Origin of the sequence: Alcanivorax sp. (assembly GCF_019431375.1) — a bacterium.
GTDB lineage: Bacteria > Pseudomonadota > Gammaproteobacteria > Pseudomonadales > Alcanivoracaceae > Alcanivorax > Alcanivorax jadensis_A.
Genome location: NZ_CP080267.1, coordinates 3,790,311 through 3,815,845 on the forward strand (window position 1 = coordinate 3,790,311; position 25,535 = coordinate 3,815,845).

Here is a 25,535-nt window from a genome sequence, read left to right on the forward strand (position 1 = left end):
TTTGGTTGCAGCCCTACATCGCCCTTATGCAACGTCGCTCTAGAAACCGCCTTCCGGTACCGGAAAGGGTTCGGTTCCGCAGTTGAAGAAGTAAGGGAGCTCATTGACGGCGGCCAGGATAAATTTTGTCTGTGGTCCAAGAACGGTCTCTTTCGTTTCCGGGTGCTGCCAGCAACCCCGCGGGAAATACACGTCGCGCCCGTCAGTGCCAGGGGATACCACCGGTGCCACCAGGACATTCGGCCCTAACATGAACTGTTGTTCCTGGCGGCCGGCTTCCGGGTCGTTCGGATATTCCAGCCACAGCGGCCGGGTTATGGGGATGCCGGTGGCCAGGGCCTCCTGCCAAAGATGATAAATCAGCGGTTGCGCAGCGATGTGTCTGTTCATCGCTGCGCGGTAGTGCTCGACAACCTCGGGATCGTCGAATCGCCACGGCATGGGGGTGCCATTTACCGGGCCTCCATGTTGGCGGAATACGGGCATCAGGGACGCATGGTTGGCCCAGCGAATCAATAATTCCGAGTCGACCGAGCCAAGGGTATCAATGTAGCCGCCGATCTCGGTGACAAAGCCATAAGCCCCGCCGACACTGCGATTCAGCATGTCAGGAATGACCGAACCAAGGCCCGAGGCCCGGCTCCAGTCGGCGGTATTGTCGCCTGGCCAGCTCGCGGATTCGTAGTGTGCTGAACCTTTACGACCGGAGTTGCCAAACCGAACGAAGAACCATGGCTCCCTGTCAGGGTTATCGGCAACAAACTCGTCAAAGGCCTCCCGGGTTGCCTGATGAAACAGTTCAGCATTGCGGTTGTGCATGGCGATGCCTGAGCTGCCATCATGAAAAACCATGTCGACCTGCACCTGTTCGCCGAAGTCTTGCATAAAGCCTTCGCTACCTTCTTCGAGGCCTTTCTTTATCCGTTCTTTCCACCACTCGACGGCTTGCGGATTCGTGAAATCAATCAGTGCGGCGATGCCACCCATCAATGGGGAGCCAAAAAGGTAAGGCAACCCTGATTCATGCCGCGTCACATAACCGCGGGATAGGGCTTGTTGGTATACCTCCGGTTCTTCAAGCTCGTCTTCTGCCTGGCCCACAAAGCCTCGATAATAGGTAATGGGCTTGATGTTCTGTGCGCGCAGTCGCTGGATAATATCGTCGAAGGCACCGGTCTTTTTGGTCCCCACCCAGCCTTCAAAAGCAAATGCAGTGACAGGCAGTTCCAGCGCTTCGATTTGATCCAGCGACTCCTTCACTTTTTCGGTGTAATTCTCCGGAGTATCTGTGAATTCCTGAATGGTTTCAGAGAGCATTGGACCCAGTGACCAGCGGGGGGGAACCCGATGTCGTCCGTTGATGCCGGAGAGACGGCTGACGACTTGCTTTTGATTGCCGGGGACGACCAGAAAATCCAGTTCGCTGCCTGCCACTTCGACACGCCAGGCATCGCTGCGGTCGGATGCCATGCGCCAATGAGAGAGCTCATCGCGGTCCAGCATAAACCCGTAGCCTTGATCAGAAACGAAGAGCGATTGAATGTAATAAGCGCCCTGGGGGCCGCTGGGGAACTGGTAGTGGTCACCGAACGTATCGCCAATCAGCGGCTCAAGCTCCTCAGGCGTTTGTGAAAACTCCTCAGCCCAATTCAAAAAAGCTTCATTGCGTTGATTGATTTTGTTGCGTCTGCCGCCAAATCCCCTGAAAGCCTCGTCAGGCCTTGAATCGAAGCTGGCTGAGATCAGCGGGACTTCGCGGAGGAAGTGATTCACCTTGACGGAGACATGGAAGCTGCTGTTTTCATCAGCCTTGATGGTGACGCGAGCCTTACGCCCGCTGGGGTCGGAGGTGCCTACGTCCAATGACAGCTGATTGCCGTCGACGGACACGCCTTGAACGTTGGTGAGACGGAACTCGACACCGGTGGACGCCGAGGCCAGCATATTGCCGACCCAGAAAGTCGCCGGGAACTGGAGGTTCAACTGATCGCCGACAACAAATGTGAAAGGCGCATACAGGGCGGGGGCTTCCGGCATGATCTCTGTCCAGCCGCCCAAGAGACGACTTGGCAACGGTGTTCTTAATAGCAGCGGTACAGGCGGCTGCTGTCTGTCGCTGCTCAATACCTTGTTGCCATTCCCGTCGTAAAAACTCATGGATAATGGCGCGCGTTTTATTTCCACGTGGCCATAGTCTGTTCTCAATGTAATCCGCTCAGGGCCATCCTCTATCCGGATATTGCCGGGTGGCGTCGTGGCGGGTGTTTCATTTTTCTGTCGCGGGGGCGCTTCGGGCTCAGAGGAAGTAATGTCCGGGGATAGGGTCGATGGTGAAGATGAAGGTGACGTTGAAGGAGACGGGTCGTTATCACTGCCGCATCCCCACAATAGTCCTGAGAGAAGAAGGATGAGTTGCATGTTTTTATTCATGATGAAGGCACCATTCATTTCGTTGGGCTATTGTCGGCAACACCGTTTTCTCGTCTTTGTGCTGATTCCGTTCCTTGGTAAGTCCCTCTCAGAAGCCCATGCCTGCATCGGTGTTTATGGCACCATGCCAGCAACATGGCCTTGCCCTGAGGTTCTCAGACCCTGTTGTTTCCGAGATTAAAAATAAAAACCCTCCCCTTGCGGGGAGGGGCCAAACACTCCTCCCGGAGACAAGGGGGGAGGAGGGAGGGGGAAAGGTGCAGCGCTAGTTACAGGCGCTGCCGTTGGTGTAGCTGCTGTCCACCACCTGATTGATCCACTGGTCCAGCAAGGCGGTGGCCTCGTCGTGGGCCACGCTGCGGGCGATGGGCGGCATCATCCGTTGCGGGTCGTTTTCCGCGGCCAGACGGCAGGAGACGATGGAGCTGTCAGCGCTGCCCGGCACTACGACATGCTGGCGACCACAGGAGCCGCCGCCAGTGGCGGTGGGCTTCTTGCAGATGCCGTAGCTGGCGTCCACTTCACGGAAATGATCCAGATAGTAGCCAGTGTTGGAGGCGGCGCCCTTGTCGTTGTGACAGTGCTGGCAGTTCACTTCCAGATAGGCCTTTACCCGGCTTTCAATATCCGCATCGGAGTTGGCGGTGTTGCCGCTGTCACCGGGCACGTTCCAGTGCGGCAGGCGCTCAATGTTGGTAGCGACGCCGTTGCTGATCTGAAGTTCCGGGGTGCCGCTGAGGATGCCCACATCGGTCCAGTACTGCAGCTGGTTGACGCGCGGGAAGCCGGCCTGGCCGGTGTTGCCCATGAAGGCGGATTCCGGTTTGTAGGCACGGTTCAGGTTGCGCGGCTTGGGACCGATAGGGGCGCTACCGCCCGCCTGGTCGTCGTTGCCATGGCAGGTGATGCACTGGTTGGCGTTGGGCACGGAGTAGCTGTCGGTGCTGCCAGTGAGCAGGGCACCTGAGTCGCTATCGCGGTAGTGCCAGTTCACGGCGGCGGTACCGCCCCCCATGGCCAGCCGGGCCACTGGGTTACCGTCTTCTTCCCCCCAGATATAGGGCAGGCCTTCCCAGAAGGGTTTGCCGCTGCTGCTGGTGCGTTTGATCAGCAGGCGGGTTTCTACCAGTTTTTCATTGCCGTTGGCTTCGTCGGTGAAGGCGAAGGTCTTGGCCAGTACGGTGCCGGTGGGGAAGTGGATGCCACCATTGGGGTTGCTGCCGCCCTGGCCGTCCCGATACACCGCCTTGGTGCCCGGAGGAACAAAGGCGACCCGGTATTTGGTGGCGTAGTCGGAGAACAGCTTGGTGTTGAGCACGAAGGGGACACCGCCTTCGTTGGGCAAGCTGCGTGGATCCGTGGCATCGGCAAACAGGTTGTACTGTTCCAGCCGTGGGCAGTTTACTGCCAGGGCGTCGCGATTGATTTCACCGCTGGCCACCTCAGCGTTACACAGTTCTTCTACCACTTCCGGCGGCGGCGCAGGATCGAAATCGCCGCTGGGCTCGAAGGGGGGAATTTCCACCCGTGGCAGTGACGGCAACAGTTTGCCGAAACGGGCCTGGCAGTCGTGGTCGGACAGGTTGGTATCCGACGGCATGTTGAGCAGACCTTCCAGGGCATCAAGCAGACCACCGGGCGAGAGGATCGACAGATCCTGCTCGGCCAGGGCCAGCACCAGTTCAAGGCCATCGGTGCCGTGGAAGTTCAGGTAGGGCTCACTGTCCTCGGAGAATTCGTTGTCGTGGATACAGGAACCCCAAGTGGGCTGGATGCGTTCGTTGTTCTCATCGAACTTGTAAGCGTTGTAATGGCAGCTCGGGTTGGGATGCTCGTTGGTGTGCAGGGGCTTGCCGTTGCTGTCCATGGGGACCGGGTCGCCGTTGCTGTCCACCGGATAGGGGCAGTCCGCATCCAGGTCGTCGCGCAGACCATCCCAGACAATGTGGGCGCCTTTACCCAGATTGAGAATATTGTCCAGGCTGCCCAGTAGCTGGGTAGGGTCGTTGATGGTGGGCAGGTTCTTCAGGCCGATCAGGGTGGGCAGCACGCTTTCCACTTCGCCGTTGGCCACTTTTTCCAGGTCCGGTGGCGGCAGGTCATAGCCGGAGTTTTTCATCACATTATTGTGGATGTGCAGGCCTTCGGTATAAGGATCCAGTTTCTTGTCGGCAGTCTTGCCTTTGCCGTCGATGAGCTCATAGCTGGTGTAAATGACGGCGGCGGTGCTGTGGTCTTCAAAGGTGTTATTGAACACTTCGATATTGTCATAGCCCAGGGTGATAAAGCCGGTACCCCGCGGCACCGCGGACACCAGGCCGCTCTGGGCAAAATTGTAGGTATTGTTGTTGCGGGCCAGATTGTTGAGCATCACCGAGGTATCGCCGTACTGGGTGATATTTTCCAGATCGTAGATCAGGAAGCCACCGGTATTACACTCGGCCACGTTGTTGTCGTACTCGCCACCCTGCACATTCTCGATTTCAAAGCCCATTACGTTATAAATGGCACGGCTGTCGCGAATGATGGCGGTGTTGGTCTGCCCCACGTAAATGCCGGCATCGGAAGCGCCCACGGATTCACTGCCTTCCACCAGAATGTTTTCCGACTCTACCGGGTAGATACCGTAGCGGCCGCTGGTGGCGCTGGGCACGTAATCCGGGGTGGGGTCGCCTTCGTTGAAAGGCGGGTTGGTACAGGCCACATGCAGGCGGTCGCCGTAATTGTCGGCGGTGATCGGCTCACCGCCACCGGACCACATGGCACGCACATTGCGCAGAGTGCCCCATTTCACACCCTTGAGTTTGAAGGCGTCGCCGGGGGAATCCAGGATGGTCAGGTCTTCCACGGTGATGCCGCGAATGTTCAAGGCTTCCAGGCCAGTGACATTGGCGCTGTTCTTGAACGACAACACTGTTTCGTCCTTGCCGCAGCCCTTGATCAGTACGTCTTCGGTGGCCTGGATCAGTAGCCCTTGATCCAGGTTGAAATAGCCGCAGTCGAACTGCAGGGTATCCCCGGGGCGTAACTGGATCATGGCGTTGACCATGTCCTCTGTGGCGCTGTCACCGGGGGAGATGATGAAGGTGCGGCCTTCGCCGGTGGGCGGGGTAGTGGTAGTGCCATCATCCCCGTCGCCATCATTACCGCTGTTGGCGGTGGGCGTGTTGACAGGATCGCTGCTGCCGCCACCACCGCAGCCAGAGATGACAGTGGTGGTCAGTAACAGCAGAAAGAGAGACCGGGCTGTTAGCGTTTTCATGGTATTCCCCAAAGTCTTGTTATAGGTCGGCGGCGCGGTTATTGCGCCGCCTGTTCAAGCCGTTCCCACATGCGCAGGTAGGCTTCCGCCGAGGTAAATAACTGGTTGATGGCGTCGTCGATTTGTTCCGGCGGACGATCGCTGTGAGCCACCATGTCGGCGATCTGGTCCGGGTAGAGGCCGTAGTGGGCCACGCCGCGGCCTTCATAGAGGCTGAAGGCGTGATCACCGGTGATCTGCTTGTCGAATACCACTCGTCCATCCACGGAGGTGAACGGGTAGAGGCTGTCTTCCTGATCCGGGGTGCCCGGGTTGCCAGCCAGGGCGGCAATACCGTTCACGTCGGAGGCGAAGGGGGCGCCGCCGAAGGGACCCACCTTGTAGCTGTTCGGGCGCGGGCGATTGCCGTCGCGGGTTAGCTGATCCACCCAGTCGTCGCGAACACTACCGAAGGAGGCACTGATACCGCCCTGGGCGGCGACACGGTCACGCAGGGTTTCGGTGCCGCCCCAGTTGCCGTGGCTGTTGATCACCGGGTAGCCGCGCGGGGCAGTCAGGTCGAGGATCTGGGTGGCGGCCTTGCGGCTGATGTGGTCGGTTTCGATCATCATGCCGCGCTTGGCCAGTTCTTCGATCAGGAAGAAACCCAGGTCGGTAAGCCCGCGGGTGTTGCACAGATGGTCGGTGCCGCGACGCGGATCGTATTCCGCCAGTTCTTCAGGGCTGGCGGGGAAGCGTTCGCCTGCGTAATCCAGCTGAAACAGCAACTGCTCGAAGATGCCGTAGGGTTGCAGTGGGTCGGCCAGCGGGCTGTCGTTCACCGCGTGGTCGTGGTCCGGGCATTCCTCGAATTCCACGGTATGGCCGGTTTCCAGCAGGTTGCCGCCGTACAGCACGGCGCCAATGCCGATGCCGTCGGACAGATCCGGCAGGTGGCCGCCAAAGGCATTATCAAATTTGTGCACCGGGAACAGACTGCGTACGTCCATGGCATAGAGGCGGTCCAGGCGTTCGACGATTTCTTCGCGGCTGCATTCCGCCACGCCCAGGAACTCGCCACAGTTGAGGGCCTTGGACGCTTCCACGCCGAGGATCACGGCCATCTTGCCTTCACCGATGACCTGGCGAGCCTCGCTGGCGCTGGTGACAATGCGGAACCAGCCTTCGCCGGGGCCGCCCTGCTGAGCGTCGATGTAATCCTCCATGCGATGCATCAGTTGCGCCTGCTGTTCGATGGCGGCCACGGTGTCGCAGTCGTTCTGCTTCTGCGGATTGATCTGGCAGAGGATTTCGTTATGCACCAGGTGGTTGACCAGGATCTTCAGTCCGGACAGGTGGGCCCGTTCAATCCATCTGTAGTAGCTCTGGTGGTGTTGCAGGGAGTCATTGCGCGGCCAGAAAGGAAAGTCCGGCCAGCCGCGGGTTTCGTGGGGGCCCGGATTGCTGGTCACCTGTTCCACCAGGCCGGTGAGACCCTGGGGACCGTGGTTTTCCGCGCAATCGTGGAGGGCGTGGTCGACGCCGAATTTGTGGAAGGGGTCGCCGTAGTTGACCCGGCCGCCGATGAATTCGTAGGCGGAGATATGGCTGTGGGCATCCACGTAGCCGAACACATCGTCGTTATCGATACCCGGAGTGCCGCGGAAGCGTTCCACCTCTTTCAGGTAAATGGCCGGGCCGCTGTCGGCCACGGTGGCGTTCAGCTCGGCTTCCGGGTAGCCGCTGCAGCCGTCGGCGTCGCTGAGCAGAAAGCGGGTGTCGGCGTTTTCCAGGCTGGGAGAGGTGAGCGTCAGTCCGTCGTCGCTGGCGGTGAGCAGCAGGCCGGTGACCTGAGAGGCCAGGGTGAAACTGTCTCCCTCGCTGGGGTTGAGATTCCATACCGCCAGATCATTGGCGCTGGATACCATGGCCAGGGAGGGTCGCAGGGTGGTGTCGCCCAGGGTGCCGCCAATGCCTTCAAGGTTTTCACCCAGTTCCCGCAGCAGACCGCCTAGCGGGGCCACCGGGTCCAGTACCAGATTGAGCGTGTCTCCCAGCCCGGCCACCAGGTAGCTGAGCTCGCCGACGAAGTTGCCGCCCTGATCCAGTAACTCTCCGGCCGGGTCGCTGATGCCGAGCAGCTGTTTCTGCCCGCTGCTGCCGGTGGTGCGTTGGTAATCGGACACCAGCAGATAGCGGCCCAGGTCGGTGGGTTTCAGGGTAAAGGCGGTGGCCTGTGTCGCGTCCGTGGTCAGGCGGTAGGCACTGCTGGCGGTGTCCGCCTGCAGGAAGCGGCCATCACTGTGCAGGGTGTAGCAGCCATTGGCGAATTGGTAGCGGTTGAGTGATTGCGGCTCTGGCGCCGGACCGGGTTCCGGCGGGGAGGCCGGATTTTCGCTATCGGGCTGGCGCGGTTGCTCTGCGGCGGTGCTGGCAGAGGATCCACCACTACCACCGCCACAGCCGACCAGGAGACTGGCGGCCAGCAACAGTGAGCAGGGCAAAAAAGAAGCAGTCAGGGCCGGGGCCCGGGTCAGTTGTAGCATGGCTAACCCCTTAAGGGTGTCCTCGCAGTGCGGGGCGCCCGTTGTTGTTATGGGTACGTTCGTTCTTGTTGGTACGTTTGTACAACTAAAGGGTTGGGAGAGGCTGTAGCGTTATTGTCAAAAAGGGGACGGGGTTTGTTACAGGGGGGGCACCGGGGAAAAGCAATTGATAGTTGAGAATGGATAATTGATAACGGCGCGATCAACATCGAGTCGGATCTGAAAACGCGCAGGCCGGGCCCAGATGTTGAGCGCGGCCTCTTGGCTTTGACGACAGCGGGCCTGCCCCACGTGTTATCAATTATCCATTTTCAATTATCAATTAAAGAATGGTGGGAGAGCGGCTGAATGATTGGCCCTTGGTAGATTGAATGTCTGTAGGAGGCTGCTTGCAGGCGAACGGGGTCTCGGAGATTCGTGGTGGTTCGCTTGCAAGCAAGCTCCTACAGGAAATGGAAAGGGGATTATGCCACCAGCCGGTTATCCAGCGGGCGGGTCAGGTAGCCCAGTACCAGGGCAGCGATGTCCACCTTGGGCTGGTAATGCAGGAAGAAGCCACCCAGGGTGCCGAATACCCGCGCCAGCATGATGAAGTCGCCGGGCATTTTTTCCACCGGGTCATGTTCCAGCCGGTCCAGCAGGTGGCTGACCTGCTGCATCATTTCCTCGGCGCTGGGCCAGCCCTTGTCCGGGTCCGGGTAGATGATGGCGTTGCGCACCTGATCCAGAATGGCGGCGACAAATGCCAGCAGGGTATCCGGGTTGCCGCTGCGGGTGGTGAAGCCCATGGCCAACAGGGTGTCGGCAATCACTTTCTGATCGTCCACCACGCAGGCCTGCAGGACCCGGAAGTAACCGTGTCGGGCTGCATCGCTGAGGCTTTGTGCACAGCCAAAATCCAGCAGCACCAGGGTGTCGTCGTCGGTGATCATGATGTTGCCCGGATGCGGATCGGCATGGAATACGCCGCCGTGCAGTACCTGGGAGAACCAGGCATCCAGCAGCCGATGCAGCACCACACCCAGGCGGTCCGGGTCGGTGTGGTGTAGTTCATCCAGCACGGTGGTGAGCTTGCGGCCGTGCACGAACTCTGTGGTCAGCACATGGCGGCTGCTGTGTTCTGCTACCAGGGCCGGGGTGGTGATGCCGGTGACGCCGGCCAGTTGCGCGCCGATCTGCGTCATCACACGGGCTTCGCGTTCATAGTCCAGTTCTTCGCGTACGGTGCGCTGGATTTCGCTGACGATGGTGTCCATGTCCATGGGCGGCAGGGCGGATTTCACCGCGTCCATGAAGACCTTGAGCAGGGCCATGTCCAGCTCCACCACTTCGTCCAGGCCCGGGCGTTGTACCTTTACCGCCACCTCGCGGCCATCGTGCAGCTGTGCCTTGTGGACCTGGCCGATGCTGGCGGCGGCCAGCGGTTCCGGGTCGAAATGGGCAAACAGCTGATCCAGCGGCTGGCCGAATTCCTGCTCCAGTACTTGGGCGATCTCCTCAAAGGGCACCGGGTTGGCCTGGTCCTGCAAGATCGTCAGTTCATCCACCCAGGCCTGGGGTAACAGATCCGGGCGGCTGGACAGCAGCTGGCCGATCTTCAAGAAGGCACCGCCTTGTTCCAGGGAGGTATCGCGGAAGCGGCGGGCATTACGCTGGTGCAGGTTTTCCAGGGCGGCCTCGCGCATGCTGGCCGGCAGAAAGGCGGAGCGGGTGCCCCACAGGCGGTAGCTTGCCACCACCTTGGTGAGCATCCAGCCGGTTTTGCTCAGGCGCTTGAGGCGGGTCGGCCAGCGGCGGGCTTCCTCCGCCAGGATCTGCATTTCCTCGTTCACGGCGTTGGCGCCACGGCCCACCGCTTTGCAGGCTTTAAGGGCCTGGTCGGCGATTTCCCGCCCTTGCCAGGCAGTTCTCTCGATAGCACGGATACAGCCTTCCACCACGGCCAGCCAGGCCTTCAGGCCGCTGTCCTTCTGCTTGCGCTCGGCAAAGTCGTTGAGCGGCTGCCAGTTGGGCTCCGCCGGGGTGGTCGGGGTTTGTTCCAATGACGTGTTTCGCATAGGGCACGCCTCCGCTTTGTGAATGGGTGTTCACAAAATAGGGGTGAAGGGCGCGATTGGCAAGCAAAAATGTTTACGACCGTTCACTTTGTAGGGCAATTCAGGTCGGGGCGTTGACGAAATGCGGTTCCAGTGCGCTAGGGAATGATGGCTTGGTGCTACCACGGGTAACCTTTATTTAGTTCTTTCGTACTAAATTCAAAGGGTTACGTGGCTCGGTGTGATGGGTGGTAGCACCGTATGGATAACCGGCACTGCAGGCAATGTCTCCCTCACCCACAGTGGACAGACACCGATACCGATTTCTGGGGAGCGCTATCGGTGCCCCTAACGATAATAACAACGTGTACAGAGGAACCTGATGACAACCACTACCAGGGTATTGGTGCCAGCCGTGTTGCTGCTGGCGCCGGTGGTCCAGGCGCAGTCTCCTGCGTCTCTGGAAGACATGGAACGGCGCCTCGAACAGCTGGAAATGCAGCAGTATGGCAAGCAAAACAGCTGGAGCGATCGTATTTCCGTCAACGGCTTCATGACCTATGGGATCACCCGACATGATGTCCATGTGCGCGATAACAGCGGTGAGCCCATTGCCTACATCGATCGCACTACCGACGAGATTTCCCACCGGGAGCTGTCCCGGGCGGGGGTACAGTTCAATGCCACCATCAGCGATCAGACCAGTGCTACCGTGCAGGTACTGGCCCGGGGGCGAGATCATTACGATGCGGAGGTGCAGTGGGCCTATCTTAGCCATGATCTGTCGCCATCGGTGACGGTACGGGCCGGCCGCATGGTATTGCCGTTCTTCATGCACACCCAGTACAACAATGTGGGGTACACCTACCACTGGGCGACCTTGCCCGGTGAAGCCTATGACGTGGTGCCATTTGACACCATGGAAGGGGTGGACCTGAGCTGGAATCTGAACACCGGTCCGGTCTCCCATCGCCTCAATGTGTATGGCGGCGCCACCGATGTGCCCAGTTTTTCCCTGCCCGCCCCGGTGGTCTATAAAGTGAGCGATCTGGCCGGTATCAACCTGACCAGCCAATGGCGGGACTGGACCTCCTGGCTCAGTTACAGCCACGCGGAAGTGACGCTGGATCTTACCGATCTTGCCGGCCCCACCGGTCTGCCGGAGGCGGCACTGGAAGCTCCGGTGAGCCTGGACGATGCCCAGACTTATATCAGCAGTGTGGGCCTGCAGTATGACAATGGCGCCATGGTGCTGATGGCGGAGCGCACCCAGCTGGGTATCGAAGGCTGGTTCCCCACCAAGTGGGGCGGTTATGTCAGTGCAGGGTATCGCTTCGGGCCGTGGATGCCGCATGTGACCTGGGGGGCTGCCAATGCCCATGGCGTCAGTGAGGCTCAGAGCGAAGGGCCGGTGGCAGCCAGCTTCTCTGCAGCCAATCAGGTACGCAGTAAGAGCTGGACCCTGGGGTTGCGTTACGATCTGGAAGTGGGGGTTGCTGTAAAGCTGGAGGCCCAGCGCTTTTATGACATGAGTAACGACAAGATCATGACCAATGGTCTGTTCACTCCCCGGGGGTCGGCGCCTTCCATCGAAGAGGAAGAACCCACGGTATTCCGGCTCACTGTCGATGCGGCCTTTTAAGGGAGAATGATAATGTTAAAGAAATTAAGTGTTTTCTTCCTTGCCCTTTGCAGCCCCGCTCTGTCATGCGCAGGCCTGCTGGTGGTAGTGGCAGAGTCGTCGCCATTGGCAGAGATGGATCGCCATGAGGTGCGCCAGCTTTATATGGACAATGCCTCCCGTTTCGACGGCCATGCTGTAACCGTGCTGGACATGCCGGAAGGCAGTCAGCAGCGCGAACGCTTTTATCAGGGGGCGACGGGTAAATCTGCTTCGCAATTGAAGAGCTATTGGGCCAGGATGATTTTCACCGGCCAGGGCATGCCGCCGCGACAGGTAAAGAATGTCCGGGACATGGTGCAGCAGGTAAAGCAGAACCCTCGTGCTGTTGGCTATGTGCAGGAAGCAGATATGCAGGAGGGACTACGGGTGTTGCTACGTTTGCCATGACTGTCAGGGGGCAAGTGGCAAGTTTCAAGTGGCAACGCGCAAGAGACGTGTGCCAATCGATAACCATAACCGCCGCGATCCAGCGGCGGTTTTATTTATGCCGGGATAACACAACCAGCCCTTAATCGCGGCCACTGCCGGTGTCGCCCATATCGACCTCATCCGCGTTGAAACTTTCCACTTGTAACTTGCAACTGCCTTACCCACCCAACAACCGGTTTTCCGCCGCTTCTACCGCCTCCAGTGGACCATAAAGAATCACCGTGTCACCTGGTTCGAGGACCAGCTCTTCGTCAGGACTTTCCAGCGTCTTGTCTTGCCGTTTTACCGCACGGATTTCCACATCCCGGAGCGCACAATGGGCAATACTCCGACCAATACCGCGAGCCTTGTCAGAGAGCGTTACCGCATGCAACAGGCGGTACGGGTTCCCGGCACTGTCGGTGGTGGGCAGAGTGTCGCCGTGATAATAGCCCTGCAGCATGCGGTAGCGTTCCCGACGGGTCTTGCGCAGCGTGGCCATGACACGGTCGAAGGGCACATCCAGCATCATCAGGGCATGGGCCACCAGCATCAGGGAGGCTTCCAGGACCTCGGGCACCACCTCTTCCGCCCCGGCCTCGATCAATGCATCCAGGTGGGTGTCGTCCCGGGTGCGCACCAGGATCCGGATATTGGGGTTGAGGCCGCGGGCAGTGTGCAGGATGCGTTCCGCCAGCCGCGGGTCGTCAAAGGTCACCACTAACAGGCGAGCACTCTTAATGCCTGCATTTACCAGGATTTCCTGGCGGCTGGCATCACCGAACAGGATATGTTCACCGGCGGCGCTGGCTTCCTGTAGCCGTACCAGATCCCGGTCCACGGCCACGGCCTTGAGATGGAAGCTGGTCAGGTAGCGCATCAGGTTCTGGCCCACCCGGCCATAACCACAGAGGATTACATGGTTGCGGGTTTCATCGGAAACCGGTGTGTCTTCGGGAATCTTTTGCCAGGATTGTAATAGCCGCCGTGTCAGCCGGCCGCTGTTGTCCAGCAGTGCGGGGGTGAACACCATGGTGAGCACCACGATGGACACCAGCAGACCCGCCTTATCGGGGCTGAGTAGCTGATGGGAGACACCCAGCGCCACCAGCACAAAGCCGAATTCCCCCGCCTGGGAGAGGATCAGGCCACTGCGCAGGGCGGTATCCGCACGTTCTTTCAGCAAGCGTAGCAGGGTAAAGATCAGGGCCCCCTTGAACAGCATCAGGGTGGCGGCGGCGAGAATGATCCAGTGCCACTGATCGGCAAAAAGGTTCGGGTCCACCAGCATGCCCACACTGATAAAGAACAACCCCAGCAACAGATCGCGAAGGGGCGCAGATCCGCTTCGATCTGATGACGGAAGTGACTTTCGCCCAGCATCATGCCGGCCAGAAACGCGCCCAGCGCCATGGACAGACCCAGCCAGTGGGTTACCCAGGCTGCCAGCAATGCCAGCAGCAGGGCGGTCATGACAAAGACTTCATCGGAGCGGGCCCGGCCGGTTTCTTCCAGCATGCGCGGCAGCACCCAGCGGCCGATCACATAGATGCCCACAAACAACAGCAGGGATTTGGCCAGCGTCAATGACGCCACGGACCACATGGGGCCGCTGTTTTCCTGAGTGAGGATCGGCAACATCACCAGCATGATCACGGCGGCCAGATCCTGGAAAAGCAGAATACCGGTGGAGGTTCGGCCATAGCCGGTATTGACCGATCCTCGGGAGATCAGATCGCGGATAACAATGGCGGTGGAGGACAGCGACAGGGCACAGGCGGTAATCAGTGAGAGAGTGTAGTCAAACCCGAGCAATCGCATGATAGCGAACACGGCCAACCCGGTTAGCGCGACTTGCAGCGGGCCGGCGCCGAACACAATGCGGCGCAGGGTCATCAGCCGGGGAATGGAAAATTCCAGCCCCAGAGTGAACAGCAAAAAGACGATGCCAAACTCGGCCAGATGCTGAATGCCTTCAGTATTACTGACCCAGCCAAACCCGAACGGGCCGGCGGCCAGACCGCAGAGCAAGTAGGCCAGAATGGGAGGCATGCCAAGGCGCCGAAACAGCACCACGGCTGCCACGGCGGTGCCGAGCAGGACAACAATGAGTGTCAGGGCATCATGCATAAAAGTATCGGGTTCCCCAAAATCCAGACTACCAGTGTAGCAGCCCGGTTATGGCAGGCCAGAACCGGATCTTGATCGGTATCAACGGGATTGGGGAAGGATTCAGAAACAGCTGAAACGGAAGCTGTCGTCCAGTGCCAGGGGCAGGGTCAGGGAGCGTAAGCCCAGTAGATCCATGTGTTCGCAGTGGAAGGTTCTCTCTCCGGCATCCTGAATGAACCGGTAGTCAATGTGCAGCACCGGTTTGCCGGCATCAATAAAGGGTTGCAGCAGATGGCACTCGCGCCATTCATGGCAGGATTCATTGATGGCGAAGTCCGCATAATCCACCAGCTCCTCCACTTGCTGCAGGTCGTTTTTCAGGGACACGGCCAGGCCGTGCTGATGGGCGGTGCGGAACAGGAAGCGGTTATAGGACAGTTGTTGTCTGTTATTCAGGGGAAAACCGGTTTCATTGGTATAGCCATCCACGTTGTCCGGGTCGACGCCGTCGCAGCCTTTTTCTGCGGCCAGTTCAATACGGTCCGCCATGCGCTTGCGGACATTGAGGGAGCGGATATCCAGCCAGCGCTCACCGGGCCAGTTGTCCAGACTCCGGCCCTTGTCCGTGGGCAGAAAACGGTGGCGGTCCGGACGCCAGTTTTCGTAGGTGCCAGCGGAAAAATAGCAGATCACCTTTCTGCCGGCAGCCTGTAGATCCTGGATGACGCTCTGGTCGGTATCGAACAGATCCACCACATACAGATCCACGTCGTACCCGGAGTTGATCTCACCCTGCAGCTGGATATGCCATTGCACGTCCACAGGCGGCTGGTACCAGTCAGGCGCCAGGTTGCCGCCATCGGTGGGCAGTGGCAGCAGCAGGGCGGCAAGCAGGTTTAACGGCAGGTCCATGGGGCACCGAAATGGTCACAAGTCGTGGTGACCCGATTTTTCATTGATGCGTGACAGATTACTGTTCGATTCCACGGTAAAAATGTAGATGCCGCGTGTCCGCAATGACATTCTGTTACCTGGAATAGGCTGGCTTGTGTTGCTGCCTGCCGGAGGGCGAGGATGTGGTTGTAGCCTGGGTGTCCCGGCAAGGTGTGGCCGTTCATCGTTCTGGAAATCTGATTCACGGGCAGGGACAGGAATTATGGCAAAGAATAATGCGTCAACTATTACGGTAACGTCCCACGGGGCAGCTGGCGAGGTGACCGGTTCCTGTCACCATATAGCCGTGCATGGCAAATCCGTATTGCTTGATTGCGGCATGCACCAGGGCGGCGATGCGGTGAAGCGCCTGCAGGATGAGCGTTTCGACTTCAATCCACGGGATATTGATGCGGTGGTGTTGTCTCATGGCCACCTGGACCACAGTGGTCTGTTGCCCCTGCTGGTGGCGGAAGGTTTTGGCGGGCCGATTTACTGCACCCGTGCCACCCGAAACCTGCTGGCGATTATGCTTGAGGATGCCGCCAGTCTGTATCAGCGAGATCTGGACAACAGTAATTTGCGCCGCCGCCGCGCCGGCCGCCGCCAACTGAGTCCCCGCTATACCCTTGATCATGTGCGTCAGGTGCTGGAGCAGTGCCAGCCACTGGATTACCACCAGCATGAAAATATTCTGCCAGGCCTGGATCTGACGCTACTGGATGCGGGCCACATTCTCGGCTCGGCGGTGGTGGTGTTGACCATTGCCGGCGAGCCGCCGCGTACCCTGGTATTTTCCGGCGATCTGGGGGCCAGCCAGCGTGTGCTGATGCGGCCGCCGGAAGTGCCCGAGCGGGCGGATCTGGTGTTGATGGAAAGCACCTACGGTGACCGGGATCACCGTAGCCAGGAAGACACCATGACGGAACTGGAGCAGATCATCGCCGAGGCGCGCAATGACGGCGTGATCATGATGCCGGCGTTTGCCGTCGGTCGAACCCAGGAGCTGCTGTTCCACCTGGGGTGCCTCTACCATCGCGGGCTGCTGTCCGGGTGGCAGGTGTTTCTCGACAGCCCCATGGCCCTGGAGGTCACCCGTCTCTACGACCAGTGGCTGGATGCCATGGACGAAGACGATCAGCGCGTAATGGCCCACTTCGGTGCCCGTTCCCTGCACGAATTTTTGCCGGTGTTGACTCCCACACCGGAAGTCGAGCAGTCCATGCGCATCAATCGCATTGAGCGGGGCGCCATCATCATTGCCGGCAGTGGTATGTGCAACGGGGGACGCATTCGTCACCACCTCAAGCATCGCCTGTGGCAGGAACGCAATCATCTGGTGTTTACCGGCTATCAGGCGCGCGGCACCCTGGGCCGTCAAATAGTGGATGGTGCCAGCCATATCCGCATGTTCGGGCAGCGTTTTGTGGTCCGTGCCCAGCGTCACACCCTGGGGGGCTTTTCGGCCCATGCCGGTCGCAATGAGCTGCTGGCCTGGGCCAAAGGCATTGCGGGTGATCCTCAATTTCGTCTGGTTCATGGCGAGCCGGAGGCCCTGGAAAGCCTGGCCGCTGCCCTGGGAGACATGGGTATCCGGGTGTCAGTGGCCGAGCCTCAGGTGGCATTTTCTCCTGACTTTTCCTGAGGTTTCCAATGGATGCTTCCTCGAAGCCACAATGGCATCACGACAGTGGGGTTACCGTCCTCAGTGCTCTGGAGAGCCAGGCAGAGGGGCTGACCAGTGAGCAGGTAGCTGCCCGCCGTGGCCGCTTCGGTGAAAACCGCTTGCTGGATCAGAAACCACGCAGTGTCTGGCGGCGGCTAGCCGGCCAGTTTCATAACGTGCTGCTTTATATCCTGTTGGTGGCGGCCATGCTGGCATTGCTGCTGGGCTATTACAGCGATGCCACGGTCATTGTGCTGGTGGTGGTGATTAATGCCCTGGTGGGGTTTGTGCAGGAAGGCAAGGCTGAAGCCGCCTTGCGCTCCATTCAGCGCATGCTGGTGTCCCATTGCCAGGGACTCCGTGATGGTCAGGCGCATACCCTGGAAGCCAGTGAGTTGGTGCCGGGGGATGTGGTGATACTGGCCGCCGGGGACCGGGTGCCGGCGGATCTGCGCCTGCTTCAGGTGCGCGAGCTTCACTGTGACGAAGCCATGCTCACCGGCGAATCGGTACCGGTGGCCAAACAACAGGAATCGTTACCGGTCGATACCCCCCTGGCGGAAAGACGCAATATGGCCTGGATGGGATCCCTGGTGACCACCGGCAGTGCCCAGGGCGTGGTGGTGGCCACCGGCATGGCAACCCAGCTGGGAAATATCGGTAACCTGGTGGCTACGGTCAGCGCGCCGGTGACGCCACTGACCCGGGCCCTGAGCCGCTTCGGTCATCAGCTGGCGCTGGCGATTGTTGTGGTGAGCGGCATCGCGCTGGCCTGGGGGACTGCCGTCATGGGGTTGGCGCCGGACCAGCTGCTGCGTGTCGCCGTGGGGGTGGTGGTGGCGGCGATTCCGGAAGGCTTGCCGGCGGTGGTCACCATTACCCTGGCCATCGGCGTGCAACGAATGGCCAGGAACCATGCGGTGATCCGCAAGCTGCCCGCGGTGGAAGTGCTAGGCTCGGTAACGGTGATCTGTTCGGACAAGACCGGCACCCTGACCCGCAATGAAATGACCACCCGCACCTTCGTCACCGCTGCCGGCCAGGTGCAGCTGGCCGGCGAGGGGTATGCGCCGGAAGGCCAGGTAGAGAGCGACAACCCGGCGACGGCCGAGATCTTTGCACGCGCCGCCCAGGTGGCCATGCTGTGCAACGATTCCCACCTGAATCAGCGCGATGGCCAATGGGTGATGCAGGGCGATCCCACCGAAGGTGCCTTGTATGTGCTGGCCCGCAAGGCCGGACTGACGGAGGCATTTCGCCAGCAATGCCCGCGCAGGGATGAACTGCCCTTTGCTGCAGAGCGGCTTTATATGGCCACCCTCAATGATGTGTCGGGCCAGCCCATGCTGATGGTTAAGGGCGCGCCGGAACGCTTGCTGGCGCTGTGCGACCAGCAACAGAACGGCGACGGTGCCGAAGCATTGAATGCAGACTACTGGCAACAGCAACTGGAGAGATTGGCCGGTGACGGCATGCGGGTGCTGGGGCTGGCCTGCAAGGTCATGCCCTCGGTGGACCGGCCCCTCGGTCACCAGGATCTGGAGCAGGGGCTGGTGTTTCTGGGCATGACCGGCACCACGGATCCGCCCCGCCAGGAAGCCATCTCCGCCGTGGCCCAGTGTCAGCAGGCCGGTATCCGCGTGAAAATGATTACCGGGGATAATCCTCGTACCGCGTCGGTTATCGCCGCCCAGCTTGGGCTGCTTGGCCAACGTGTGGTCACCGGCCAGGAATTGTCCGCGCTGGATGATGGGCAGCTGGATCAGGTGCTGGCCGAGGTGGATGTGTTTGCCCGCACCTCGCCGGCGGACAAACTGCGGCTGGTGGAACGGCTGCAGGCCGGTGGAGAGGTGGTGGCGATGACCGGTGACGGGGTCAATGATGCGCCGGCCCTGCAGCGGGCCGACATCGGTGTGGCCATGGGCGGCAAGGGCACCGATGCGGCCCGGGATGCTTCTGCCATGGTGCTCACCGACGATAACTTTGCCACCATCGCGGCGGCGGTACGCGAAGGGCGGACCGTCTACGACAACATCGTCAAGGCTCTGTTGTTTCTGTTGCCCACCGGTCTCATTGAAGCCTCGGTGTTGCTGGTGGCGGTGGTGGTGGGGACGCCGCTGCCGATAACCCCGGTGCAGATTCTCTGGGTGAACATGATCACGGCGGTAACCCTGGCACTGGCGCTGGGCTTCGAGCATGGCGAACAGGATCTGATGCAACGGCCGCCTCGACCACCGGGGCAGGGGCTGGTGTCGCCGTTGTTATTGGGGCGTCTGCTGTGGGTGGGCACCCTGGGAACCGCGCTGGTGTTCTGGCAGTTCAGCCGTTTCGCCGACACGGATCTGGATCTGGCGCGCAATGTGGCGGTGCTGACCCTGGTGTGGATCGAGATTACCTACCTGTTTGCCTGCCGCCGCCTGTCTGCCCCGGCCTGGTCACAGTTGTCCCTGGCCGGGTTGTTGCCGGCATTGATCGCCATGCTGGTGGTGTTGCTGCTGCAGTGGCTGTTCTTTGTGGTGCCGGTCATGCAAACCCTGTTCACCTCCCGCCCTCTGGGTCTGGCCTTCTGGGGACAGGCAGCGGCGGTGGCGCTGCTGTTGTTGCTGGCGGTGGAAACGGAAAAGTGGCTGCTCCGCCGCCGGCGCCCCCACCAACATCAGCGCAGGGTGTCCGGGTCACCGACACCCTGAGCGGCGGCCTTTTCATCCGCGCTCAGCCAGGGGATATCCGGTTGGCCCAGAAGCTCTGCCACCTGCTGCAGTACATGGGCCCAGGTGCAGTGGTTGGCGTAGAGCATGCCGAAGGTATCCAGAGTGCCGCCGCGATTGCGGTAGCCCAGGAAGCGGCTGCGCTCGCCAGTATCCAGGGGGCGCATTACCCCGCTGAACACTTCCGGGTGGCCGTGCACCAGGAACACCCGTTCGGCCACGGTGGGCAGCAGTGATGCCATGGTCGAGGGGGAATGCAGGGCCTGCGCCTCTTCCGGATCGCGAGGCGTGCGGAAGCGGCCAGGTTCCTGAATCACCGACAGGCAGTGGGCCACGCCATGTTGTGTCAGCCGCTGGCTGGCCCGTTGCATTTCCACCAGTTGATAGGCGCCGATGGCCACTAGCTGCACCCGGGGCGATGGGTCCTGATGCAGACACAGGGCGCCCTGGTCTGTCAGATCCCGGGCCTGTGCTTCACTGAGTTGGGCGGGCTGCGGGTTTTTCGGTACTACCAGAACCGCGACTTGCCCCTGGCTGCGATAGATCTTCAGCAGCGATTGCACTGCGCTGTGCGCATCCACCGGAAACAGGACCGGCGCCACGTCATGCATTTCCGCCAGCCAGGCTTCGCACAGGGTAGGGTCCTGATGGGATTGTTCGTTCTTGCCGTTTTCCCAGGTATGCGAGCTCACCAGGATCGGCACGCTGACCCAGTGGGGCCCACGGTTGGCATGGCGGCGCTGGCGTGAGAACAGGATTTCCTGGCGCATGGCGCCGAGCATTTTCACCGCGAAGGCCTCATAGCTGGCAACCAGATTGAGCCCCTGCTTGTTGGCCAGAGCGGCGCACACCACCGCCTCTTCATTGAGGGCAGTGATCACCGAGCCATGCAGGGATTCGGCAATGCCTTGCTCCGGGGCGCTGACCCGGTGTTGTAACAGGTCCAGGGTCTCATTGAGCCGGTTGCTGCGCATCTCGTCCGGGTTGCCGACTCGTACCCGCACTGCCGGGTTCGCTTTCACCAGAGCCACAAAGGCCTGATCAATGGCCGCCATGGGAGCGGCGGGTAATGCCAGGCCGCTCAGGTCGGGAAACTGCAAGGGGGAAACCGGTGCCGGCTCAGCCAGAGGATGATCCCGCTCCAGTGGACGCTGGCTGTAACCGTGATTGTTCAGTTGGGCGACAGCTGCCCGGAGTTCCTCCGGCGGCACAAACAGGGAAGCGGCACCGTCGTTGAATTGCTGACGGGCTAGCGCATCGCTGGCCGGGTTGTTGACCAGCGGCAGATTGTGGGCAGCATTGGTGCCGGCTCCGGGAAAACCGAACCCTTTTGTTGTCTCGGCAATGATATAGGGCAGGGGAGCCGGGTAATCCGCTTCCTCCCGCAGATTGCCCAGGCGATGTTCCGCTTCCAGCAAGGCCCAGGCAAAAGCGGCGGGGTCGCGACCGTTGATGGTGATCGGGTCGAAGCCGTTGAGGGTCAGGTGGCCGGCAAACCAGCCACTACCACCGGACTGGCTGAGGCTGGTGCGCTGATCAATGCGGCGGCCGTTGGCGATCATCACCGGCAACAGATCGCCGCAGTCCCGGCCTCGCCACCAGCGCGGTGTCCAGTCACTGCCCCGTTGCTCTTCGAAGGCGCCGTCACTGAGAAACGCTACCAGTGATTGTTCGGGTAATGGCATGTGGGCGTATTGCAGTTCCGCAAAACCCAGGTAGCCACCTTCCATGATGCCGCCGGCGGTGTGGGCGTTGACATGACTGCCCAGCGGCGACTGCGGATAGCCGTCAGCCTTGACGCCGTAGTGGTAGAAATCCTGCACAAAGCGGGCGAGCCCGGCCTCGTCGAAATGGTAGCGTTGCGCGTGGGCCGGTGACAGATTGCCGGTGAGCAGATTCACCGCATCAATGGCGGCCACGCAGTGTCCTTGCCCCATCAGCCAGCTGCGGGTCTTGCCGCTCAAGCTATTGGCCAGCAGATAACCCACATAGGCCGGCACCATGTTCAGGGCGCCGCCTGTGTGGCCTTCCGGCGTTGGCTTGAAATCGTCGGCAGCCAGCGGCTGGCCATCCAGGCGTGGGCGTTGCACATAGGTCATGTGCGCTACCAGCCACATGCCCATGCAGGTAAGGCGATCCGCTGCGGCGAGCAGTGTCAGCCAGTGTTGGCGAGTGGTTGCGTCCCCGGCCTTCTCCAGAAGGGCTGTCAGGCGCGAGCGGGTGATGTCGTCGTGTTGAATGACACCGTAACCGTTAGCCCATGTTTCCATGTCTTCGGGAAGGGAAGGGGCGTCTTGCATGATCATTGCTCTCCATGGCCTGGCGGATCGTCGGGCTTCATCATGGCTGAAGCGAGGGTGGTGACGCCAGCCGGTGAAACGCCGATAGTATGACATTAGTCAGTGACCCTCTTGTTGATACGGAGCATGGGCGCAGCGATGGAATATGTGGCAACGGTATTGGGCGGCGTGGGCCTTTTTCTGCTGGGCATGTGGTTGATCACCGAAGGGTTGAAGGTAGCTGCCGGTGCGTCACTGGAACGGTTGCTGGCCAGCTGGACCCGTAACCGCCTGCGTGGTCTGTTGTCCGGTACCTTGCTGACGGCGCTGGTGCAATCCTCCAGCGCTATCACCGTGGCGGCATTGGGCTTCGTCAATACCGGCCTGTTGCGTTTCGAGCGGGCGGTGTGGGTGATCTTTGGCAGTAATCTGGGGACCACCCTGACTGCCTGGGTGGTGGCGCTGGTGGGGATCAAGTTCCAGATCAACGCGATCGCCCTGCCGTTGGTGGGTATCGGTGCCCTGATGCGGGTGTTTGCCCCGGCAGACCGTTACCGCAACCTGGGCATGGCCCTGGCCGGATTCGGCGTGCTGTTTCTGGGTATTGAGGTACTGTCCAGCGGTTTTCAGGACCTGGGAGAACGGTTCCCGTTGCCCGATGCTGGCACACCGCTGGTGTGGTTGATCCTGGCTGGCGTGATCCTGACTACCCTGATGCAATCCTCCAGTGCTGCCGTGGCACTGGTACTTACCGCGCTGGCCGGCGGGTTACTGGGTTTTCGCGAGGCGGCAGCAGTGGTGATCGGCGCCAATGTGGGCACCACCTCCACGGCACTGTTGGCAACATTGGGTGCCACTGCCAATGCACGGCGCCTGGCGGTGGTACATGTGTTGTTCAATATTTTCACCGCGGTGATGGCGCTGTTGCTACTGTCATCCATGCTGGATCTGGTGGGCTATCTCGCTGGGCTTTGGCAGCTGGATGAGGATCCGGCTGCGCAGCTGGCGCTGTTCCATACCTGCTTTAATCTGTTGGGTATTGTACTGATGTGGCCGTTGGAACCGCCTCTGAGCCGGTTCCTGTTGCGCCGTTTCCGTGAACGCCAGAAGAGCACTGTGCAGCTACAGTTTCTGGACAGAAACCTGGTGACATTTCCGGATGCGGCGAGAGTCGCGTTGGTCCAGGAAATGCAGCGTTTGCTTGGTCAGTACCCGTCGGCGTTGGCCAGCTTGCCGGCCCCCGATTCCCGTCGTCTGGCGCAAATTGCAGATCGAGCCCGGTTGCATGCCGGAGTGGGAGATTTTCTTGCCGACGTGGCGCGACAGCAACTGGTGGGCGCGCAGGTGGACGCCTTTCAGATGGGCTGGCGGCTGCAGGGCAATCTGGTCAACATGGATGAAACCCTGCAGCGGCTCAATGGTTTCGGGCTGGCCATGCAGCGTCATTCTGACTGGTCGGTGATTCAGGCATTGTTGTCAGACTGGTTCGCCAGCGCCGGCAGATTGATGGGGCAGCAATGGCTGGACGGCGGTGTTGAACACACGCCGAATAGTGCCTTGCTGGGGCAATACGAAAGCGTCAAGAGTGCGCTGCTGGCCAATGCCATGGCGGGCAAGATCTCCCGCCAGTCCCTGGATCTGGCATTGCAGAGTCTCAGTCAGGGGCGCTGGCTGCTGGAGCAATGGCAACGGGCGCTGGAATATTATCGGCAGCTGTCCGAACGTGATCAGACAGCTGCCCCGACAGAGGCGACAACGGCAACAGGGGAACAGGGCGAAGGCGACAATGCCGCCGAGTCGCTGTAAAGGCAGCGCCGGCGGATGCTCGCAGCGGCGATGGCAAGCCCGTTGCTATCTCTGTTCCATGATTTCCCGGGATGCCTCGATGATGGCTTCCACACGCCGGTTGCGGGCACGGCCATCTTCGCTGTCGTTGTCAGCAACCGGCTGGCTCTCGCCCATGCCGATGGTGCCAATGCGAGTCGGATCGATCTGGAAATGGCGGATAAGCACACGTTTGACCGCATCTGCACGGTCTTGTGAGAGGGTCTGGTTGTAGGCGGTGCTGCCCACGCTGTCGGTATGCCCCTCCAGCATGAGTTGGCTATCCGGGTACTCCACCATCACGGTGGCGATCTTGCCGATGTCGTCCAGGTAACGCTCCGGAACCTCGGTACTGTTAAAGGCGAACTCAATATCCAGGGTGATGTTGACCGACTCGGTCAGCATGATGGGGCAGCCATCCGCATCCACCTTGGCGCCCCGTGGCGTGTCAGGGCATTTGTCCTTTTTGTCTTCTACCCCATCCCCATCACTGTCGATCCAGGGTTCAGGTTCCGGTGGCGGAGCCGGCCTGGGAGCCGGGTCAGGCGCCAGTGGATATTGCTGACCCAAACGGTAATTGAGGGCAATAAAGGGGTGCTGGTCAGTAAAGTTATCGCCGGTGTCGACCAGATGACGGTAGCCCACATCCAGCATCAGGTGTTGACCCAGCAAACGTTGCACGCCGAGTTCCAGCAGGACCATGTTTTCCTTGACCGGGTCCTGCGACTCCGTGGTCAGTTCGTGACGTGCATAGCCCAGCCCCAGGTAGGGATGGGTGGTGAACAGATTGATGCCATCCCCGTGTAGCCTGGCCTGCAGGCTTGCCTGGCTGTGTTCCACTTCCTGTTCGTCATCGCGCAGGGCTCTGTCGGCCTTTCCATACTGGAACTGGGTGGATAGATACCGGTTGAAACGGCGGCCAACCTGAAAGGCCGGGCGCCAGAAATCCGGCAGCGGGCCTGTTCTGTCGTCATCTTGCTCGATCATGTAATAGCCCACTTCGCCGCCCACATACCAGTAGGAAACAGGCTTCTGCTCGTGGTTACCCATGTCAGCCAATAGCGTAGCCGGGGCCAACAGGACGACCAGAAACAGGTGCTGGAAACGGAAGTGCGTATTCATTGTGGAGCTGTCGCCATAAAAAGACCTTAAAAGCATGCCGATGACATGTCCGGGATTAGTTGAGCTCCAGGGTGACGGTTACCGTGTCACTGTATTCGCCAGCCGGGCCCCACTGATTGGTGGGAATTCTTCCGTACACCGTCAGAGGGATGCAGAGCGATAAGCAGCTACCGGTGACAGTGCTGGTGCCCACTGTCCCGTCCCCAAGAATCTGGGTCCGTTGCAGGTCGGTGTATAGGTTGTAGTCGAGCGTGGCGCCGGAGCTGTGCATGAGCTGCCGTGGAGTAAAAGTGCTGGAATTGCCCGTATCGATACTGATTTCGTAATTAACCGGGAGTGGGTTCAGCAGGTCGGGCGTGCAGCTAAAAGAGATTTGCCCCTGGCCATCCGCGGGGCTGGTCTGCAAGGAAAACACGGTATTGAAGTCGACCAGGGTGCTGCCATCCGGGGTAATGAAACTGCAGGAGGCGGCAAACAGCGGCAGTGGCAGGCTGCTGGCGAGAAGCGCAAATAGGACAATGAATCTGGGCATGCTGAAGTTCCTCG

The 25,535-nt window shown here is 60.3% G+C and carries 14 protein-coding genes and 1 pseudogene; 5 read left to right on the forward strand and 10 right to left on the reverse strand.

Annotation, left to right across the window (positions count from 1 at the left end):
* Window positions 1-39 precede the first annotated feature (39 nt).
* From KZ772_RS17780 to KZ772_RS17795, 4 genes are all read right to left on the reverse strand, one after another.
* Window positions 40-2,430: a TIM-barrel domain-containing protein gene (locus tag KZ772_RS17780; protein ID WP_290537756.1), complete on the reverse strand. Its 2,391-nt coding sequence runs from the start codon at window positions 2,428-2,430 to the stop codon at window positions 40-42.
* Between the two features lie 265 nt (window positions 2,431-2,695).
* Window positions 2,696-5,692 (reverse strand): parallel beta-helix domain-containing protein, encoded by a 2,997-nt coding sequence (locus KZ772_RS17785; RefSeq protein ID WP_290537757.1) that lies wholly within the window; start codon window positions 5,690-5,692, stop codon window positions 2,696-2,698.
* 38 nt (window positions 5,693-5,730) lie between these two features.
* On the reverse strand, window positions 5,731-8,217 hold the full coding sequence (locus KZ772_RS17790) for a membrane dipeptidase (RefSeq protein WP_290537758.1): 2,487 nt from the start codon (window positions 8,215-8,217) through the stop codon (window positions 5,731-5,733).
* 464 nt (window positions 8,218-8,681) lie between these two features.
* Window positions 8,682-10,274, reverse strand: a complete 1,593-nt coding sequence (locus KZ772_RS17795; RefSeq protein ID WP_290537759.1) for an AarF/UbiB family protein — start codon at window positions 10,272-10,274, stop codon at window positions 8,682-8,684.
* A gap of 361 nt (window positions 10,275-10,635) precedes the next feature.
* On the opposite strand from KZ772_RS17795, the gene KZ772_RS17800 reads away from it, so the two are divergent.
* Both KZ772_RS17800 and KZ772_RS17805 read left to right on the forward strand, forming a co-directional pair.
* A complete protein-coding gene (locus tag KZ772_RS17800) occupies window positions 10,636-11,895 on the forward strand; it encodes a hypothetical protein (RefSeq protein WP_290537760.1) in 1,260 nt (419 codons plus the stop codon).
* A 12-nt stretch (window positions 11,896-11,907) separates the two neighbouring features.
* Window positions 11,908-12,324: a hypothetical protein gene (locus KZ772_RS17805; protein ID WP_290537761.1), complete on the forward strand. Its 417-nt coding sequence runs from the start codon at window positions 11,908-11,910 to the stop codon at window positions 12,322-12,324.
* Between the two features lie 199 nt (window positions 12,325-12,523).
* Here the strand turns inward: KZ772_RS17805 and KZ772_RS17810 are convergent, their stop codons facing one another.
* From KZ772_RS17810 to KZ772_RS17820, 3 genes and pseudogenes are all read right to left on the reverse strand, one after another.
* On the reverse strand, window positions 12,524-13,378 hold the full coding sequence (locus KZ772_RS17810; protein WP_365871154.1) for an NAD-binding protein: 855 nt from the start codon (window positions 13,376-13,378) through the stop codon (window positions 12,524-12,526).
* A gap of 39 nt (window positions 13,379-13,417) precedes the next feature.
* Window positions 13,418-14,475: pseudogene (locus tag KZ772_RS17815) on the reverse strand (monovalent cation:proton antiporter-2 (CPA2) family protein); the annotation flags it as partial.
* A 102-nt stretch (window positions 14,476-14,577) separates the two neighbouring features.
* Window positions 14,578-15,369 (reverse strand): endo alpha-1,4 polygalactosaminidase, encoded by a 792-nt coding sequence (locus tag KZ772_RS17820; protein WP_290537764.1) that lies wholly within the window; start codon window positions 15,367-15,369, stop codon window positions 14,578-14,580.
* Between the two features lie 244 nt (window positions 15,370-15,613).
* On the opposite strand from KZ772_RS17820, the gene KZ772_RS17825 reads away from it, so the two are divergent.
* Together KZ772_RS17825 and KZ772_RS17830 are read left to right on the forward strand one after the other, a co-directional pair.
* A complete protein-coding gene (locus KZ772_RS17825; RefSeq protein WP_290537765.1) occupies window positions 15,614-17,035 on the forward strand; it encodes an MBL fold metallo-hydrolase in 1,422 nt (473 codons plus the stop codon).
* 8 nt (window positions 17,036-17,043) lie between these two features.
* Complete coding sequence (locus KZ772_RS17830; RefSeq protein WP_290537766.1) at window positions 17,044-19,746, forward strand: HAD-IC family P-type ATPase; 2,703 nt, start codon at window positions 17,044-17,046, stop codon at window positions 19,744-19,746.
* On the opposite strand, the gene KZ772_RS17835 is transcribed toward KZ772_RS17830, so the two are convergent.
* The gene (locus KZ772_RS17835) at window positions 19,713-22,064 is read right to left on the reverse strand and encodes a xylulose 5-phosphate 3-epimerase (protein ID WP_290537767.1); all 2,352 of its coding nucleotides are present in this window, start codon (window positions 22,062-22,064) and stop codon (window positions 19,713-19,715) included. The two genes, KZ772_RS17830 and KZ772_RS17835, sit on opposite strands and share 34 nt — an antisense overlap.
* 126 nt (window positions 22,065-22,190) lie before the next feature.
* Here KZ772_RS17835 and KZ772_RS17840 point away from each other — a divergent pair, with 126 nt between their 5' ends.
* Window positions 22,191-23,849: a Na/Pi symporter gene (locus tag KZ772_RS17840; protein WP_290537768.1), complete on the forward strand. Its 1,659-nt coding sequence runs from the start codon at window positions 22,191-22,193 to the stop codon at window positions 23,847-23,849.
* Window positions 23,850-23,894: 45 nt separating this feature from the next.
* On the opposite strand, the gene KZ772_RS17845 is transcribed toward KZ772_RS17840, so the two are convergent.
* Together KZ772_RS17845 and KZ772_RS17850 are read right to left on the reverse strand one after the other, a co-directional pair.
* A complete protein-coding gene (locus tag KZ772_RS17845; RefSeq protein WP_290537769.1) occupies window positions 23,895-24,989 on the reverse strand; it encodes an OmpA family protein in 1,095 nt (364 codons plus the stop codon).
* A gap of 55 nt (window positions 24,990-25,044) precedes the next feature.
* Window positions 25,045-25,521, reverse strand: a complete 477-nt coding sequence (locus KZ772_RS17850; protein ID WP_290537770.1) for a spore coat U domain-containing protein — start codon at window positions 25,519-25,521, stop codon at window positions 25,045-25,047.
* Window positions 25,522-25,535: the final 14 nt, after the last annotated feature.